Origin of the sequence: Selenomonas dianae (assembly GCF_030644225.1) — a bacterium.
GTDB lineage: Bacteria > Bacillota > Negativicutes > Selenomonadales > Selenomonadaceae > Centipeda > Centipeda dianae.
The window spans coordinates 166366-184804 of sequence record NZ_CP128650.1 but is presented as its reverse complement, the minus strand read 5'-3'; the positions used below and the strand labels follow the sequence as shown (position 1 = coordinate 184804).

At 56.4% G+C, this 18439-nt stretch carries 17 protein-coding genes; 6 read left to right on the top strand and 11 right to left on the bottom strand.

Features of this window, described 5'->3' with window-relative positions; translation table 11 throughout:
* Positions 1 to 6 precede the first annotated feature (6 nt).
* The 3 genes from rfaE2 to QU667_RS00855 are packed head-to-tail and all read right to left on the bottom strand — an operon-like array spanning position 7 to position 2982.
* Positions 7 to 471, bottom strand: coding sequence for a D-glycero-beta-D-manno-heptose 1-phosphate adenylyltransferase (gene rfaE2 / locus QU667_RS00865; protein WP_304987466.1), 465 nt, complete (start codon positions 469 to 471; stop codon positions 7 to 9).
* Position 472: 1 nt separating this feature from the next.
* Positions 473 to 1462 carry a bifunctional heptose 7-phosphate kinase/heptose 1-phosphate adenyltransferase gene (locus QU667_RS00860; RefSeq protein WP_304988368.1) on the bottom strand — a complete coding sequence of 330 codons (990 nt, stop codon included), beginning with the start codon at positions 1460 to 1462 and terminating at the stop codon, positions 473 to 475.
* Positions 1456 to 2982, bottom strand: a complete 1527-nt coding sequence (locus tag QU667_RS00855; RefSeq protein ID WP_304987465.1) for an LPS-assembly protein LptD — start codon at positions 2980 to 2982, stop codon at positions 1456 to 1458. The genes QU667_RS00860 and QU667_RS00855 overlap by 7 nt, the downstream gene beginning before the upstream one ends.
* A 500-nt stretch (positions 2983 to 3482) precedes the next feature.
* Here QU667_RS00855 and QU667_RS00850 point away from each other — a divergent pair, with 500 nt between their 5' ends.
* The 4 genes from QU667_RS00850 (at position 3483) to QU667_RS00835 (ending at position 6505) form a co-directional block, all read left to right on the top strand.
* Entirely contained in the window at positions 3483 to 4151 is a 669-nt protein-coding gene (locus QU667_RS00850; protein ID WP_304987464.1) for a Fic family protein, read from the top strand.
* 279 nt (positions 4152 to 4430) lie between these two features.
* A complete protein-coding gene (locus QU667_RS00845) occupies positions 4431 to 4838 on the top strand; it encodes a hypothetical protein (RefSeq protein ID WP_304987463.1) in 408 nt (135 codons plus the stop codon).
* 13 nt (positions 4839 to 4851) lie between these two features.
* On the top strand, positions 4852 to 5859 hold the full coding sequence (locus QU667_RS00840) for a hypothetical protein (protein ID WP_304987462.1): 1008 nt from the start codon (positions 4852 to 4854) through the stop codon (positions 5857 to 5859).
* 100 nt (positions 5860 to 5959) lie between these two features.
* Complete coding sequence (locus QU667_RS00835) at positions 5960 to 6505, top strand: YcxB family protein (protein WP_304987461.1); 546 nt, start codon at positions 5960 to 5962, stop codon at positions 6503 to 6505.
* A gap of 114 nt (positions 6506 to 6619) precedes the next feature.
* Here the strand turns inward: QU667_RS00835 and QU667_RS00830 are convergent, their stop codons facing one another.
* The 8 genes from QU667_RS00830 to QU667_RS00795 all read right to left on the bottom strand — a co-directional run bounded on the left by QU667_RS00830 (position 6620) and on the right by QU667_RS00795 (position 14186).
* Entirely contained in the window at positions 6620 to 7762 is a 1143-nt protein-coding gene (locus QU667_RS00830; RefSeq protein WP_304987460.1) for an SGNH/GDSL hydrolase family protein, read from the bottom strand.
* Between the two features lie 42 nt (positions 7763 to 7804).
* Entirely contained in the window at positions 7805 to 9148 is a 1344-nt protein-coding gene (locus tag QU667_RS00825; RefSeq protein ID WP_304987459.1) for an MBOAT family O-acyltransferase, read from the bottom strand.
* A 111-nt stretch (positions 9149 to 9259) separates the two neighbouring features.
* The gene (locus QU667_RS00820; RefSeq protein ID WP_304987458.1) at positions 9260 to 9508 is read right to left on the bottom strand and encodes an acyl carrier protein; all 249 of its coding nucleotides are present in this window, start codon (positions 9506 to 9508) and stop codon (positions 9260 to 9262) included.
* 28 nt (positions 9509 to 9536) lie between these two features.
* Complete coding sequence (locus tag QU667_RS00815) at positions 9537 to 10271, bottom strand: SDR family NAD(P)-dependent oxidoreductase (RefSeq protein ID WP_304987457.1); 735 nt, start codon at positions 10269 to 10271, stop codon at positions 9537 to 9539.
* Positions 10271 to 10684 (bottom strand): MaoC family dehydratase, encoded by a 414-nt coding sequence (locus tag QU667_RS00810; RefSeq protein ID WP_304987456.1) that lies wholly within the window; start codon positions 10682 to 10684, stop codon positions 10271 to 10273. Before QU667_RS00810 ends, QU667_RS00815 begins: the two co-directional genes overlap by 1 nt.
* A 167-nt stretch (positions 10685 to 10851) precedes the next feature.
* Positions 10852 to 12651, bottom strand: a complete 1800-nt coding sequence (locus tag QU667_RS00805) for an HAD-IIIC family phosphatase (RefSeq protein WP_304987455.1) — start codon at positions 12649 to 12651, stop codon at positions 10852 to 10854.
* Between the two features lie 333 nt (positions 12652 to 12984).
* The gene (locus QU667_RS00800) at positions 12985 to 13437 is read right to left on the bottom strand and encodes a DUF3887 domain-containing protein (RefSeq protein ID WP_304987454.1); all 453 of its coding nucleotides are present in this window, start codon (positions 13435 to 13437) and stop codon (positions 12985 to 12987) included.
* Between the two features lie 53 nt (positions 13438 to 13490).
* Complete coding sequence (locus QU667_RS00795) at positions 13491 to 14186, bottom strand: class I SAM-dependent methyltransferase (RefSeq protein WP_343749061.1); 696 nt, start codon at positions 14184 to 14186, stop codon at positions 13491 to 13493.
* A gap of 134 nt (positions 14187 to 14320) precedes the next feature.
* Between QU667_RS00795 and QU667_RS00790 the strand changes: the two genes are divergently transcribed.
* Entirely contained in the window at positions 14321 to 15373 is a 1053-nt protein-coding gene (locus QU667_RS00790) for an efflux RND transporter periplasmic adaptor subunit (RefSeq protein ID WP_304987452.1), read from the top strand.
* Complete coding sequence (locus QU667_RS00785; protein WP_304987451.1) at positions 15370 to 18402, top strand: efflux RND transporter permease subunit; 3033 nt, start codon at positions 15370 to 15372, stop codon at positions 18400 to 18402. The genes QU667_RS00790 and QU667_RS00785 overlap by 4 nt, the downstream gene beginning before the upstream one ends.
* Positions 18403 to 18439: the final 37 nt, after the last annotated feature.

Below are 18439 nucleotides of genomic sequence, written 5' to 3'. Positions count from 1 at the left end.
CGAATACTACTTTCGTCCCATCCTTGCAATTATCCCCGTCGTCGACTTGCCCGCGACAAGCGGGATAAACGCCACCTCGCCGCCATAGCTCTCAACAATGCGTGCCTCGGGCAGCGTCTCAAGGGTATAGTCGCCCCCCTTTGCGTAGACTGCGGGGCGCACCTTTGCGATCAGCTCCTCCGCCGTATCCTCGCCGAAGATCACGACATAGTCCACGGATGTCAGGGCACCCACGACCTCCGCGCGATCCGCCTCGCCGTTCACGGGACGCGTCGCCCCCTTGAGCCGCCGCACAGAGGCATCGCTGTTCAGCCCGAGGATGAGCACATCGCCCAGCGCACGCGCCGCCGCGAGATAGCGCACATGACCCGCGTGGAGGATGTCAAAGCAGCCGTTCGTAAAGACCACACGCGCCCCGCCCGCACGCAGTGCAGCGGCAAAGTCCTCAATCCGTTCGTTCGGAATCAGCACATCAGACACCTCCTTCGAGCGCAGTCACGGCGGCATACAGCTCTGCGGCGGCGACCGTCGCCGTCCCGCGCTTGCGCACGGCAATCCCCGACGCAACGTTGCTCAGACGCGCCGCCGCGAGCGCATCCACCCCCGCCGCGAGCCCGAGAATCATGACCGCGACACAGGTATCGCCCGCCCCCGACACATCGAAGATCTCGCTGTGGTCGCTCACGGGAATATCCGTCGCCGAGCCGTCCGCAAGAAAGAGCGTCATGCCCTTGTCCCCGCGCGTAATCAGCACGCCGTCCGCAGAGAGCCGCTCCCGCAGCTCATGCCCCGCCGCACGGATCTCCTCCTCGGAGGAAAGCTCCCGCTCCAGTGCCGCCGCGAGCTCCGCATCGTTCTGCTTGACATAGCCGATCCCCTCATACGCGAGGATGTCATAGCGCGAGTCCACCATGCTCGGGATGCCCCGCTTGCGCGCCTCGGCAATGACGAGCCGGCGCACGCGCTCCGTCACCGTTCCCGAGCCGTAGTCCGAGAGCACCACGCCGCGCACCTGCGGCAGCAGCTCACGAATGCGTGCGAGCAGAGCCTCCTCCGTCTCCACGTCAAGCGGCGTGTGCCACTCGCGATCCACGCGCACGATCTGCTGACTGACCGTCGCGCGACCGCCCGCGATGATGCGCGTCTTGGTAATCGTCGGATGCGCGTCCGCACGGACGAACGCCGTCCGCACCCCATTTGCACGCAGCACGGCGAGAAGTGCGTCGCCGCTGCGCTCCGTCCCGCAGATCCCCACGGCATAGGACGCACCGCCGAGCGTCGCCGCATTGTTGGCGACATTTGCCGCGCCGCCTGCAACCACACGCTCCTCCCGCTGCTCCAGCACGAGCACGGGTGCCTCGCGCGAGATGCGTGCAATCGTCCCGTCGAGATAGACATCCGCCACCATATCCCCGATGATGAGGACAGGCACACCGCTCATCGCCTTGAGTGCATTTACCACGGCGTAAACTCCCATTTCACCTTCCACGAATCCTGCTCCGAACGATAGCGCAGGATGATCTGCGAACAGTGCAGATCGTGGAACCAGTAGTAGTCCACATCCGTCCACCGGCGGGGCTCGACCGCATACTTCGTCCCAACGCCGATGCGGTTGTGCTCGTCAATGCGGTAGCTCATCCCCGCCTGCACGACCTTGGAGTAATCCTCCTGATCGAAGTCAAAGAGCGAATTCTGCTTCGTACTCTTCGTATAGATGCCGCCGATGTACGCCGCAAAACGCTCCCCGAACGGCTTCGTGAGGAAGGCGCTCGCATTGAACCCCTGCACCCGCGAGCCGTCGTAACTCTCACGCGTCACGGAGTACCCCGTCCCGAGCTCCAGCCGGTAGTCGTGGAAACGGATCGTATCATGCGTAAACGAAACGCCGTATTTCCAGTGGTTGCTGTGAACGCCGCCCGCATACCAGCGGCCGTACTCCGAATACAGCTGATAGGTAACCGGCAGCCTGCCCATTCGATGTCCGTAGCCGAGGAGCAGCGCAGGCTCCTTCTTGATCGAACCGTCGTTGCCATCGTCAAAAATGCCGTAGGTCAGACGTGCGGATATGTCGGCATTCCCCCAGCCGAGATCGTAGTGACTGCGCCAGCCCTTGTTCGTCGTCACATAGAGCGTCGCGCCCGCCGTCACCCGCGGCGCGACATCGTACGTAAATCCCTGCTCCAACCAGAAGCCGTCGTCACTGTCGTACCCCGCCGTCGGGAAATTGCGCTGCATGGGGTTCCCCACATCCACCTCATAGTGCTTTTTGGTGAAAATGACCTTGTTCTTGATCCAGAACTTCACATTCGTCAGCACGAGCCGATCACCGGGATACAGCTCCGCCACATCCGCACTCAGATGGTAGTCCGGATTTTTCGCCGAGCACCTCGTCTGCGTACCGTCATAGATCACAATCTTGTCCGGGTAGAACTCGAAGCGTTTGCCCGTCATGTAGTAGCCGCCGACCTTGCCGTCCGCCGCCTCCATCGTCCCCGTATGTGTCTTGTAGTTGTAGTTGATGTGGTAGCCGTCGAGCGTCACACGCGTCTGCCCCTCCGTCATCTGGAGCATATGCGCACGGTCGGGAACAGAGACCGCCCCCGAGACCGTATTGCCCTCCACGTAGTCGCCCTGAAAGCGGCGCGCCGCAAGCTGTAGGATGTCCACATGACCCTTCGCCGTAAATTCGCCCGTCCGCTCATCGTAGGTGAGATCATCGCCCTCGAACGCAATCGGAGACGGCGCATCCTGCGCCAGCGGCTGACGCAGGTATTTCTCCATCGCCTGCGCATCCGTGAGCAGCTGCTCCTGCTCCGCCGTGAGACGGTTCGCACGCTCCTGCCGCCGCTCGTTCTCAACAAAGTCCAAATGCTGAAAGCCCGTATCCGCATCCCCGCGATAGGCGGCATCCGCCCCGCCCGGCAGCGCAGCGCAGACGGCCGTCAGTGCGAGCAGAATGCGCGTTTTGATAGCCTTGGTCATCGGCGCGTTCTCCTGTCTTTTACAAAGAATTGATTCGTTCTTATACTACAGTATAGCATAGTGAAAAAATTCATGCACCATTATACTATAAAAAAGCTTGAAAGTCCATATTTTACGGGCTTCGCGTGTTTTTCCCCACCATTGGAGAAAACGCCGCATACGTACCATTTGCGGGAATTTGCAGGCAACGTGCAGGCAAACAAAAAGCCCACGCTGCCTGTCCCGCGTTCATGTGTGCGAAGAGCCGGTACATAATGCGCTCTTCCCCCTCTTTGCTCTTCATTATGTTCCACTTTTTATTCGGATTTCCGATTTTTTAAAGCCGCTTGCTTTCAGTTGTGTTTTCCGAATTCCCGCTATATAATCGACGTGAGGAGGTTTTATTTATGGGCACGTTTTCAGAGCGTTTGAAGGCTTCTATGCGAGCGGAAAACATGAAAGCGGTTGAACTTCATGAGATACGCCCCCGCCATGCTGCCCATATATAAAAGGAGGTTTTCATGACCTATTCAGCGGATTATCTCGCCGATCTCATGGTACGCATGGCGCACCATTCCACCGCCATAGAAGGGAATACACTCACACAAGGAGAGACGAAAAGCGTACTCATTGACGGCTATATCCCGCGTGCGATGGATATGCGCGAACTGAACGAGATACTGAACTACAAGGCGTTCATGCCCTTTCTCATCGAGCGCACGCAGGAAGCTGCGCCGCTCTCACTCGCCCTCATCCGTGAGGTGCACGCGCTTCTTTGCAGGGACGCAATCGAGAGTGTGCCGGGGCAGTTCAAGACACGCCCGAATCTCATCATCGGCGCGGATTTTCCCCCTACACCGCCCTATCTCGTTCCCGCTGCGCTCACGGATTGGATCGCGAACATGGACGCGCAAATGGCGGCGGTATCTGATTCAGACAGGGTGCTCGCTCTTTGCCGTCAACACATCGCCTTTGAACACATTCACCCCTTCCCCGGTGGGAACGGGCGTGTAGGGCGTGCCCTCATGGTATACAGCTGCTTCCTCGCCGATTTAACGCCTATTGTTATCCCCGTAGAACGGCGCAAGGAATACATAAACTATCTCAACACTGAGGACTTGAACGGATTCGCCGCCTTTGCCGCCGATCTGCAAGCAGAGGAACGCGAACGCATGGTGGCGTTCTCATGAAATAAAAAGCCGCCCGCCATGCGCGAACATGACAGGTGATCGAGGGGCAAGCATCCCGATCTGGGAATACTCCACCACGCGCGGTATCATTCTGCAAGACCTACGCCCGCGCAACGTTGACGTTGGATGTCTCAGCTTGCCGGCAAGGACTTTTACGGAATTTTCGCAACCGAAAAGACCGCTCATGCGGCGCACGTTCCCTCATCGAATATAAATTTGACGCAAAAAAATTTTTCCACTATAATGAATCCGAATCAGAGAAAAGGAGGCGATCCACTCATGCAGCGACTTACGGTCGGCGGGTGCGTGCTTGCCGTCCTTATCGCTCTCGCGAGCTTCCACATCTGCGAAGCGGCAGAGGATATGCGCTTTGTCGATGCGGAGGACGATACGGGCTACTACGTCGATGCCGCGAGCATCGTCCGCGTTTCGGACGCGGAACGCGATGCGGTCATCGCCGTTGTCAAGGCGACAGAGAACCGCCGTTACGTCTATCGTACGCGCCTCTACCCGCAGACAGGAACGTATCAGTTCATCTCCGCACGGGTCGAGGTCTATGACACAAAGGAAGTGCTGCGCACAACGCAGGGCATGGATGCACCGCAAAAATACACCCCCGCTTCGCCGCTCAGAAGCATTGCGGACTTTATCGAAGAACTTCTAAATCAAAAGAAACAGGCAAGATAGGAGGAGAACATTCATGCAGAAAAAAATCTGTGCGCTCGTGCTGACCCTCGTGCTCGCACTCACATCCTTCGGCACGGCACTCGCCGCAGAGCCGCCCAACGCCGTCCAGTCGAAACTCGCCCTCATCGAGCAGGACACCTACGGACAGGAGCAGACGGGTGCGCTCATCGACCGCATCAACCGGCTCGAACGCGACTATGACGGCAAGCACCGCGCGGGCAGCCTGATGGCACGCATCGACGCGATCTACGACGAGGTCTATACGAACAGCACCAGCCCGTCCGTCCTCATGAACCTCAACGCGATTGAGTGGAACATCAACCACGAGACGAGCCTGCGCTCCGTACAGGAGCGCGTCAGCGAGATGGAGGTCGCACTTCTCGGCAAGACCTCCGAAGGTACGTTCCAAAAGCGTATCTCCGCCCTCTCTGAGGCATCCTTCGGCACGAAGGAGATCCCCGTCACCCCCGTTTCCGTTCCCGCGAACACCCTCGTCAAGGTCGCACTCGTGACCCCCGTCAACGCCAAGAATCTCAAGGTCGGCGATACCATCGAGTATCAAGTCGCAGACGACGTATTCGTCGGCGATGCCCTTGTCTTTACCAAGGGCTCACGCGGCGAGGGTACGGTCACGAAGGTAAAACAGTCGAAAAACTTCGGCCGCAACGCGCAGGTCGACATCGACTTTAAGAGCACCAAGGCACTCGACGGCACCTATGTCACCACCTTCATCGGCGAAGAGGCAAAGAAGGAAATGCAGCACCTCGCCATGGCAGCGGGCGCATCGCTCGCGGGCATCGCCGTCCTGGGACCGCTCGGCATCGTCGCAGGCGCATTCGTCCACGGCAAGAACATCGACCTGCCCGCCGGCACCGAACTCTACATCCAGACGCAGGGCGACACCACCGTCTACGGCGTACAGACCACCTACGACAGCGCCGCCCCGTTCCAAAGCACGGCGGCACAGACCACTGCGGGCGGTGATGGCTACGATAACAGCGTCTACGATGATAAGATATAGACATCACTGATAATTTCGACAGCGTTTCTGATAAGATCCGCATCTGTCCCCTCTGTGGGTGCGACAGATGCGGCATTTTTGTATCATCAGGAGGCACGCATTGTTCAGATTCACATTTGATTTTACAGAGCAGGATGCACTTCACTTCACACTCTTTTGTATTTTGAACGCCCCCTTGTTCAAATGGGCAAATCGAGTGGCGCTCGCTCTCCTGCTGACGATCCCGCTGCTCCCCATCCTGTTTTTTCTCCAAGATCTCCTGAGCGATGCCCCATGGGAGTTCGATGTGCTGCTCATACGAACCGTTCTGACCACCGTCCTCTGTATTGTACTCTACCGCATTTACACCCATCTCTCGGAACGTACCGCCACACGAGCCGTGCTGCGCCGCCTTGAAGCGATGCGTGCTGCGCATATGTTTGGCATCCGTATTGTCAGCTTCGAGGCGATGCACATTGTCGAACGCAGCGAGCATACAGAACGCACAATCGCCTATCGGAGCATTACAGATGTGAGTCTCTCCGACAAGGGCATCTATCTCTTCACTGCACCAACAGATGCAATCGTCCTCCCCCTATATATCTTTGCATCGGAGGAGGAGAAAAGGCAGATCCTTGCTCTGGTTCGGGCACAGGTGTCGCCGTAATACGATATAACAGTGTCTACAACGATAAAGTGTAAGGCATCACAGATAACAACGCAGCAAAAGAGCCTCCGTCATTTCACCGCGAAATGTCGGGGGCTCTTTTGCTGCAGCAGACTACATATCTGCAGGGATGATCTGATACGGGTGATCCGAGTTTACCATGCATTGCTCAATAAAATCCTTATTGATATATGGCGCAATCACCGGATCACTCTCAAATTGCAATACGATCCGCCCATAGGTTCTCTCGGAGGCATGAAAGCCATCATAGGCTTCCTCATCCGATGCCCCCAGCCATGCCATATTGCTGAAGTCATAAAAAGGCACATTTTGTTCCGCACAGAGATCACGTACACTCCCCTCAAATTGTAGGATAAAGTCACGATGTCCTTTCGACTCCATAAGGGCTTGATAGATTTCATTCGGAAATGGCGGCAGCAAAACAATCACATGAGCCCCGCGCTCCCGCATCTTGGCGATCAGGGATGCCAGTTTCAAGAGTTCCCTTTCATCAACCTGATCCGCCCACTCAAACATATCTCCGCCCTCACGAATGGTTCGATGCGTATCCGCGAATCTTTCCACCGTACTTTTGTGATGTAAAATATGTTCTCCGATTTGAAAACTGCCATCCAGACGAAAGCCATCACTTTTAGCACCCGCCATGAGTCCGATCGTCGGACGATTGCCGATCAAATCCCGCGCCACAATCTCCGGGTGAACCAGCTGCGCCCGCACGTTTTCGTTTTTCAAGAGCCCGCGGTAAAGACTGCCATACAGGTAGGCTCTATTGGAAAGCGGATGATCTTCTTCAAATATAGAAGGAACTTTGGCAGGCGAGTGATTTGGGTTGAACCAAAACCAATCAACGGCAAAAATAACAATCTTCGGTACATAGGTACTGCTGATACGATCAAAAATCTCCTCCATCACATCGACAGAGCGCCCCAATCCACCGGTTGTATAAAATGTGGCATCTTTGAAAAAAGGGGCGCGAAACTGCATTACTCTTGACGTACCGAGTGCGATAATCTCCGGCTGCGTTCTGGATATAATCCCGTATTTAAGAAAGCCGGTATCGTTCGTCAGAGCACTCCCATAGAGTGCATTTTCATGGAGCTGAAGTTCAATGGCAGCGACATCCCCCACATACGTTTCGTTCAGCCGATGCACCATCCACTCAGCCGCTGCAGCATAGACCACCAGTCCGGCAAAAAATCCCCCCAGGAGCATTGTACAATATTTTTTCCACGCCATATAGAACGATCCCCCAAAAATATTTACGCAGGAATCTACGTCTCAAAATTGAAAATACAGGAACTCCGTGACTTGGGACAGCGAAACCGCGCCACACACAAACAGTATGGCAAGAGCAAGAGCCCACTTACGTTTTGGCTGCAATCGTTGAATCAACACATTGGAATTCGGACAGAATGCAACAAGCAAAAGTGCCACGACCAGCATTTTCTTCGGCAACTCACCAAGCCTCACGTACGCCATGTCCACCCCCCAATGATTGTGGAGGAACAATGCGACAGGATAAGGAAATGCAATACCGTTCCCTCCTGCCATTGCACAGAGGATCTGCAGCGCATCCGCGACCGACGCGGCACGGAAAAAGACAAATGCCGCCAACACCAGCAAAAGTGTAAGAACATAGCCAAGCGGCTTCCACATCCAAAGATGATATTTTTTCCATATATGATTCAGGACAAGCCCGCCCCCATGCAGCGAGCCGAAGATGATATAGTTCCATCCGGCGCCATGCCAAATACCTGCGATAAACATCGACGCGAATGTGGCTGCCATCGCCTTGCCAAACGTAATTTTCCTGCACGCCATCACCATCGGCGTATAGAGATAATTTGTGATCGTCGTTGTCAGGGACATATGCCAACGCTGCCAGAAATCAATAATGCCGTAAGCACGATACGGGGAATTGAAGTTCACCGGAATGTTGATATTCATCATACGGGCAATGCCGAGCGCCATATCGCTGTACCCGGAAAAGTCAAAGTACAGCTGCATCATATAGCAAACAGCAACCACCCAACTGTCCACCAAAGTGAGTTGTTCGGGGTGTGCAAATCCCTGCGCGACAAAAGAAACAAAGCTGTCTGCAATTAAGACTTTTTTGGCAAAGCCGACAATAAAAAGACTCAGGCCGCGCCCCATATTATCCCAATTCACACGACGCAAGGCGGTGTCCTTGAACTGCTTCATCATGGGACGATGGTAGAGGATCGGTCCTGCCAAAAGATGCGGAAAGAACGATACAAACAGTGCATAGTGAAGGAGGCTGCGTTCTTTTGCAATACCTTCGTAACAATCTACAAGAAAGACCATCTGTGTAATGGTAAAAAAACTGATGCCGAGCGGGAGGACGATATGTAAGAGGGGAAACTGCGCCCCCAGATCATTCAGGTTCTCAAGGAAAAAATCCGTATACTTAAAGAAGCCAAGCAGTCCTGCATTACAAAGGATCCCCAGCAGGAACACCATCTTGGCATTGTTCTGTTGTTTTTCCTTGCGGTAACGGATAATATAGCCGCTGACCACATAGTTGACCCCGATGCTCAGCAAAAGCAGCGGCAGATACGTAATATCCCAATAGGAATAAAAGAACATACTAAGTCCGACCAACCAGACATTTGCCCATTCCGAGTTTTTCTCCCGGCTGCCGAGGAGGAAATATCCTCCAACGGCAATCGGGAGAAACAGGAACAGGAACTCATACGAGTTAAAAAGCAAGGCTTAATTCTCCTCCATCTTTTCCTGAATGAGGTCAATCATTTCACCGACATTCTTCAGATCCTGCAGCTCGCCAAAGGCAAATTTGACATCAAACTGCTTCTCAATGGCAACAACGAGCCGGATATGCGACAGCGAGTCCCAATCCTCGATTTGCGCTGCGTTGCTCTCATTTGTGACGACAATATCCTCATCATCAAAAACATCCTGAAAAATCGGCTGAAGGTCGTTTAAGATTTCCTCTTTGGTCATGATCAACTGCTCCTTTGTTATAAAACGCTTAGAATCCATCGCCGCCCGTCACAGGGATATTCGCACCTGTGACGAAGGTATTCGCGTCCGAAAACAGATACTCTATCACACCGACGACATCCTCCGGGGTGACATTGCGTTTTGCCGGATTTCCGGCGGCACTCTGCTGAACGATCTGTTCATGCATATTCTGCAAAAATTTTGTTTCCATCATCGAAGGCGACACCATATTGACTTGAATGTTCTTCGGTGCATATTCGGCGGCGAGAGCCTTGCCAAGCCCCATCAGAGCGTATTTCGCCATGACATAGCTCGACAGGTATTTGGGCGGTATATTGATCGTGCACGAGGAAAGACCGATCACAATCTTCCCCTGCTTCGCCTTCGCCATCTGTTTGATAAACGCCTGCAAAACAACAATCAGGGATCTGCATTGGACGGTCATTTGCCTCTCTGCATCATCCCAAGTGACCTCCGTAAACCGCTGATCTTCAATCGGAACAGCGGGAACGTGGAGAACATGGGTCGGTATGAATCCGTCTGTTTTCAGTTCGTTTGCAAAGTTTTCCGTACACGCCGTATCGTAAAAGTCGACTTGACACAACCGCATCTGCGCAGGAATTTCATCGGCGATTCGTTTCAATTCTTCCGCATTGCGAAAATACTGGGCGACAATCTCATCATCACTCTGCCATATATATCTGCGCAGAAAAGCACAGCAAAGATCAGACGAAGCCCCCAACAGCAAATATCGTTTTCCCATCAGAGCACCCCCGCTTCGATTCTTGCCTTGGACACTTTCTTCCCGTCCTGATTGCGAATAACAGCCTTGACAACAATCTGTCGCACACTGTCATTTTTCTCTGCAATCGACCCCTCCACCCGCAGGGTGTCGCCAACGTATACAGGACGCAGAAAGTCACTGTAAACGCTTTGCAGCAGACAGCGCTCTCCCGGAATATGCATCCCTGCAAGACAGCTGTAGAGCGCGGCTGTCAGCATCCCATAGACGACGCGATCCGAAAAGCCATGTGCCCGAGCAAATTCTGAACTCACATGAAGCGGGTTATTGTCACCGGAAACCACACGGAACTGTTCCATCATCTCCGCCGTGACTTCACGGGTAAACGCCGTACGCTGTCCTACAAAAAGATCCTCATAGGTAAAATGATTCACACAGTGACCTCCTTTAAGGAATCTCTGATAAAATGAAGTCTGCCGGATTGGCGTAGATTTTTTCGTCCGAACAAGGCGGAAAACCGGACGCAGAGTGGTGCTCTGTGGAGGATTTTCCGCCGAAGTGCGGGCAAAAAAGATGCGCCAAGATGGTAGTGCTGAATTGATCAGTGCTTCCTTAAGGAAATGAACCGCCCCCGCTTCTGATATTCTGCGAGATTCAGTCGCCAGACGGTATCGTCCCCATCCTGTGCGATCTTCTCGAAGCCAAACGTTCCGTAGAGATCTGCCACCATCTTATTTTTCGCAGTTTTATAGTAGTAGCCGATCAGTTCCTTACAGCCGTCAGCCGCAGCACGTGCAGCAAGCTCATCGAGCATCATCTGTTCCATCCCGCGCTTCAAAACACGGCAGCTCATCAGCCACAGACAGATATGCAGACTGCACTCTCGTTTTTCCCCGACGACAACCGAGATCACCCCATTGTCTCCAAATTTGTCCGTCAGTCTCCCATACAGCGTGATATAGCGCGGCTCATTCGCCATCCGCTCAATATCCGCCCGTGTATAGCGACGCGTGGTCAGGTTAAACTGATTGGACTTGTTCGTGAGCTGGGCGATCCGGTCAAAGTACAAAGGACGGAACGCCGCAATCTCCGCCTCCATCCGGAGAGACCGTAAAAAATCATCATAGCTCTCCATCGTCCCTGCCAGCTCTTGGCGGCGCTTATTCTCCATATAGGTAGCATTACGTTTGCAGTCATCCTCAGAGATCGTCACCGGATCAAAATAGCCCGCTCCCTCAATCGCCCGGATATAGGAAAATACATCCACGGAATCGACTTCCGGTACTGCCACCTCGGGCATTGTATCACGCACAAGCTGCCGTTCCGCAGGGTTATCATCAATGAAAACGAGACTGTCCGTTCCGATGTTGATTTCTTCCGCAATCGCTCTCATATTGCGGTTTTTAGGTTCCCAATTTGCATGGAAAGAAACGAAATCATCCACCTGAAGCACACTGTCCGGATGGTCAAAGCCGCTCTTTGCGACATCCTCTTCGTTCTTGGAACAAACCGCCAAAATAACGCCCCGCTTTTTCAGCTCCAAGACATATTGCTGAAATGCCGTATACGCTTCGGCTGTCGGTGTTTCGTGCCCAATCGCAATATTTTCCATCCCATCATCGCCGATGATGCCGCCCCAGAGTGTGTTATCAAGATCCAAGACAAGACATTTTTTATTTTTCCCCAGAACCCCCTTGATGATCTTCGCCAGACCAAGAGAAACCTCGGGGATCACATCGTAACTCATCGCAAGTTTATACGCATAATATTGAAAACGATCGTGCCACTTGGAGAGTCCGATACGCGATGCAAGCCCATGTAAATCATGCAGATAGAAGTTGTCATGTGTTGCGGCATAGTCGGCAAAGCTCTGATTAAGACGCTCAATAAAGCGGGTCATCCCATGAGTCGCGACCGCATCCAGACTACCGATCCCGGTCTCGTACGAAAGCTCCATATTGTTCTGCAGGATGACCGCAGAGGGATAGCGCGCAGACAGCTTCTCCCAGATCTGCATAAAGCGTTTCATCTCTGTATCATACTTCGCCGAAACGGCATCGCCGTCATCACCAAGTACGGGTTTCTCCAAAAGATTGACTACACTGGTAAAGACGATAATAATTTCCGGTTGAAACTCTTCCAATTCCGAATTTCCGAAGACAGCATCCTCATAGTACTTATTGTATTCGGATTGATAGAACTGCGGGCGAATCCCCGCCTCCAAGAGAAAAAGCTCCAAGATATTTTTGATGTCATCGGTTGTCGATCCCCCGAGGATCGCAATGCGCTTATCGGTATACCCAACCTGCTCCCGTGCCAAAAGATCCCGGCGGATGCCCTTCTGTCTGCGCATCAGCAAATCGCTGTCATACGGATAGGTAAAGATTTTCTGTAAGTCCATAAGCATACACCACCGCCTGTAATAATCGGAGCTCATTTCTCGCGAAAGGAGTCCGCGCCGTTTTTCCAATATTTTTTTGACGTTTCCGTTCGTAATAAACAGCAAAACACTACATATCTTTCAAGGCAATATCGAGCTTAGAATACCATAGAAGTCCCCCCCCCGCAAGACATTTTTAATATTTCATGTGACCCCCAAGCGGGATCGTTCTCGACGATTGTCCTGTGCCGTGTAAAGCCACATACAAATGCCAGACATTTTTGCGCAAACAAAAAGCTGCCGTACGAATCTAGGTAGGATTCGTGCAGCAGCTTCCTATGCCATAACGGTATGTCAGCGGACGAAGAAGCCCGCCAGTTTCATATTTTCATCGTAGGTAAGGCGGTAGACGACGGCGGTCGCCTTGTAGCCCACGGCGAGCTCGCAGATGACGTACCACTTGTCGCCCTCCTTGCCCGCCGTCATGAGCGGCTTTCCGACAGCGCCGCGCGGTCCCCACTTCGGTGCGAACTCCGCCTTTGCCCCCGTGACCTGCTCCGCCGTCAGATGCGGACGCAGATCTGCGGTTGCCTCCGCCTGAAGCCCGGTGATGTCGTCCTTCTCAAATCGTGTGATCGTCGCCATCACGTGCTGCTCGACGACCTGCACATCAAACGGTGCCTGCTCCTCCGCCGACTGTTCTGCAGCAGGTGCCGCCGTCTCTGCGGCATACACGGGAGATGCGGCATACGCGCCGCCGACGATCAGAGCTGCGGCAAGCGCACGCGAGAGTTTACGAAACATCATAAAATACCTCCTAAAAAACCAAAAAGAGCCTGATACATCAAAGCAGATGAATCCTACTTTACACACGAGAAGCACGCAAGCGACTCCACGCACTCGACCGTGACCTCGCGATAGAGAGCCTTGAGCCGTGCCTCAAGCTGTTCCTTCGTATCGTACGGCGGGGTGAAGAAGCCCATGCGCGTATAGAGATGCTTCACCACGAACTCCGTGCGCGGATTCCCGCCGAGCACGAAGACCGAACCCGTGAGCCGTCCGCCGGGGCGCAGCACGCGGTGCAGTTCGCTCCACGCCGCCTCCTTGTCGGGGAACGCGTGAAAGCCGTTGATGGAAACTGCCGCATCGAAAAAATTATCCTCGAACGTCAAATTTCCGACATCGCCCTCCACGAACGCGACATTGTGTACGCCAATGGCATCCGCACGCGCCCGCGCCGCCGCGAGCATCGCGGGCGAGTAGTCGAGGCAGGTGATGTCCGCATTCGGCAGCTCCGCATAGACGGGCAGCGAGAGACAGCCCGTCCCGACCGGCACTTCGAGCAGCTTTCCCTCGAACCCCTCGTGCGCCGCACGCAGGGCAAGCCCGACATAGCGGCTCACCCCGCTTCTGTCCAGTCCCCACACGAGCCGCGAAACGAACTTGCCCGACCACGTCGAGTACGTCATCATCCCGTCGTACAGATTCGCGAGCCGCCCCACCGAATGATACGCCCCTCGGATCTTCTCATACCGCCGCAGTTCTTCGTCCATCATGACACCCTTTCTCACCATCATCGGATTGTATTCTAGCATAAAATGCGTGCGGGTTCAAATCCCTTCCTTATGGACACGCTCCCGATTCGGTGGTAAAATTTAAGAAGTTACTGAATTTTGAAGGAGAGATCACCATGCACGCGCGTTCCTACCTCACACTCATCCTCGCGGCTGCACTCGCAGCACTCACGGGCTGCGGCACGGACGCGGCAAAGGAAGCACCGCCGCCGCTCGTACGCACGGTGACGGTCGGCGATGCCGCCGCGGCGGAGGGCGGTTACACGGGCACGGTACGCGGACGCTATGAAACGCGGCTCGCCTTTCAGGTCGGCGGGCAGATTCTCTCACGCAACGTGAACGTCGGCGCACACGTCCGCGCGGGCGATGTCCTCATGGTGATCGACGCACGCGATGTGCAGCAGCAGGCGAATGCAACAAACGCCGCCGTCTCCGCCGCACGCTCACGCTACGAGCTCGCACGCACGGAACGCGCACGCTACGAGCAGCTCTACGCCGCACAGGCGATCTCGGAGGCAATGCTCGACCAATACCGCACAAACGAACGCGCCGCCGAGGCTGCGTACCGTCAGGCAGTCGCGCAGGACACGGCGAGCCACAACGCACTCGGCTACACGAACCTCGTCGCGGGCGCAGACGGCGTGATCTCGAACATCACGGCGGAGGAGGGACAGATCATCGTCGCAGGGCAGACGGTCATGACGCTCACGCAGGAGGGCGAGCGCGAGATCGAGATCGCCGTGCCCGAGAGCCGTCTCGCAGAGGTCTCTGTCGGTATGCCCGCAGCCGTCGCCCTCTGGGCGAACAGTGCCGCCTACACGGGTACACTGCGCGAACTCTCGCCCGTCCCCGATGCGGCGACACGCACCTATACGGCGCGGATCGCGCTCACGGACGCGCCCGCTGACCTCCCGCTCGGCATGACGGCACGCGTCCGCCTCGGTACATCCGTCCAAGACGGTGCTGCCATCCCCCTCTCCGCGCTGTATCAGACGGGCGATACGGCGCAGGTCTACGTGGTCGAGGACGATGCTGTGCATCTCGTCCCCGTCACCGTCACGGCGTTCCGCACCAATGATGCCCTCGTCACAGGGCTGCCGCAGGGCGCACGCATCGTGACGGCGGGCGTGCACCAGCTCCACGAGGGAGAGAAGGTGCGGACGAAATGAGAAACCTCACAGAGCTCTCCCTGCGCCACCGCGCACTCGTCTGGTACTTCATCATCGTCTTTGCCGTCGGCGGCATCTTCGCCTACAATGCACTCGGCCGCATGGAGGACCCCGCCTTTACCATCCGCCAGATGGTGATCTCCGCTGCGTGGCCGGGCGCAAGCGCGGAGGAAATGCAGGAGCAGGTCACGGACAAGCTCGAACGGCGTTTTCAGGACACCCCGGGGCTGAAACAGATCCACAGTGAGACCCGCGCAGGACAGACCACGATCTACGTCCAGCTGCGCGACGATGTGGATGCGTCGGAGATTCGCCCGACGTGGCGCGACGTGCGGAACTTCGGCGAGGACGTAAAGCGCGACCTGCCCGATGGTGTCTACGGCCCCTACTACAACGACCGCTTCGACGATGTGTACGGCTCGGTCTACGCCATCACGGGCGCGGACTACAGCGATGAGGAGCTGCGCAGCATGGCGGAGGACGCACGCCGCCGCATCCTCGCCGTCCCGAGCGTGCAAAAGGTCGAGCTGATCGGCGTGCAGAGCGAGCGCGTCTACGTCGAGATCGCCCTCGAACGGCTCGCGCAGCTCGGCATCCCCCCGACCGCCATCACAGACGCACTCGCGGCGCAGGATGCGATGGCAACGAGCGGCAGCATCGAGACGGAGAGCGACACCGTACAGCTGCGTGCCTCGGGCGTGTTTGAAAACATCGAGGACATCCGTGCGCTCCCGATTGCGGCAAACGGGAAAATCTTTCGTCTCGGCGACATCGCAAGCGTCGAGCGCAAGGCAGTTGACCCATCCGAGCCGCGTATGCTTTACAACGGTGCGCCCGCCGTCGGCATCGCCGTCTCGATGGAGGCGGGCGGCAACATCCTCGCCCTCGGTGAAAACCTCAAAGAACTGACCGCCGCGATACAGCAGGATCTCCCGCTCGGCGCTGAGCTGCACGAGGTATCGAATCAGCCCGCCGTCGTGCAGCACTCCATTCACGACTTTGTCGAGACGCTCGCACTCGCGATCCTCATCGTCCTCGGTGTCAGTTTCCTCTCGCTCGGACTGCGCACGGGGCTTGTCGTCGCGGGCTGCATCCCGCTCGTCCTCGCCGGCACGTTCGTCGCCATGTATCTGCTCGGCATCGACCTGCACAAGGTTTCCCTCGGCGCACTGATTATCTCGCTCGGCCTCTTGGTCGACGATGCCATCATCGCCGTTGAGATGATGAGCGTCCAGCTTGAGCGCGGCATGGGACGCTTTGACGCCGCGTGCTACGCCTTTACCCAGACGGCGAAGCCCATGCTCACAGGCACACTCATCACCTGCGCGGGCTTCATCCCCGTCGCATTCTCCAAGGGCATGGCGAGCGAGTTCTGCGCCGCACTCTTCCCCGTCATCGGCATCGCCCTCGTATTAAGTTGGGTAGTCTCCGTTATGGTCGCGCCGCTCTTCGGCTATTATTTGATTCGCGTCAAAAAAATGGAGGAGGGCGTGCACGATCCGTACACGAGCCCCTTCTATCGGCTCTTTCGCCGCGTGCTCACAGCATTTCTCGCACACCGCGCCGCCGTCCTCGTCGGCACCGTCCTCCTCTTTGCCGTGAGCCTTGCGGCATTCCCGCACATCAAACAGACCTTTTTCCCGCCCTCGCTGCGCCCCGAACTCCTCGTGCGCCTGACCCTGCCGCAGGGCGCATCCATGCAGGCAACAGCGGCGGAGGCGGATCGCCTCGCTGACCTCCTCGCTGCGCACAGCGACAAGATCCAGAACTATGCCGCCTACATCGGACGCTCCACACCGCGCTTCGTCCTCACCGTCGATCCGAAGGCAGACGCGGCGAACAGCGCCCAGTTCGTCATCACCGCGAACGATACCGCCGCACGCGAGGAACTTGCCGCCTTGATTGCCGCCGCACGCAGCGACGAACTCTCGGGCGTACGCGTCACCACGCAGTACATCCAGACGGGGCCGCCCGCCGACTTCCCCATCATGCTGCGCGTCTCTGCACCCACGACGGACGAAGTGCGCCGCGTCGCCGAGGAGGTCGCCGCCATCACCGCCGCCGATCCCGCCGCGACGAACGTCCACCTCGACTGGACGGAGAAATCCAAGACCGTCCGCATCGACTTCGACAAGGACAAGCTGAAACTCTACGGGATCAGTGCAAAGGCAGTCAAGCAGATGCTCTACACCGAGCTGACGGGCGCAAAGGCGGCAGAGTTCTACACGGGCGACCGCAATATCGGCATCGTCCTGCGCCTTGCCGAACGCGACCGCACGAACATCGAACACCTCAGCGAACTGCCGATTGCCACAGCGGGCGGCAGCGTTCCGCTCGCACAGATCGCCCATCTTTCCTATGGCGCGGAGGACGGCTTTATCAAGCGGTACAATCTGCGCCCAAGCATCATGGTACAGGCGGAGGTCAGAGAGGGCGAGGGCAACGATGCCGCGCTGCGCATCTACAAAGCGACCGAGGAGCTGCGCCGCAGCCTCCCCGCCGGCACGACCATCGAGACGGCGGGCGCGCTCGCGGACTCCGCCGACTCCATGCACTACCTCATGCAGCCGCTGCCCGCCATGATCTTTATCATCATGACCCTGCTCATGCTCCAGCTCGGCAGCATGGGCAAGATGACGCTCACCCTCCTCACCGCACCAATGGGGCTCATCGGCGTTGCGTTTGCTATGCTCGTCACCGACTCCGCGCTCGGCTTCGTCGCCTACCTCGGCGTGCTCGCCCTCTTCGGCATGATCATCCGCAACTCCGTCATCCTCATCGACCAGATCAAAAAACATGAGGAGGAGGGTGAGCAGCCCTTGGACGCCATCATCGACTCGGCCGTCCTGCGCTTCCGTCCCATCATGCTCACCGCCGCCGCCGCTATCCTCGGAATGCTGCCGCTCATGCGCAGCATCTTCTGGGGGCCCATGGCGGTCGCCATCGCCGGCGGACTGATTGTGGCAACGGTGCTGACACTCTTGGTGCTCCCCGTCATGTATGCCGTCGCGTATCGGGTGAGGGAGTAGGTGGTCAGAGCCATCAACCACGAAAAAGGAGATCATT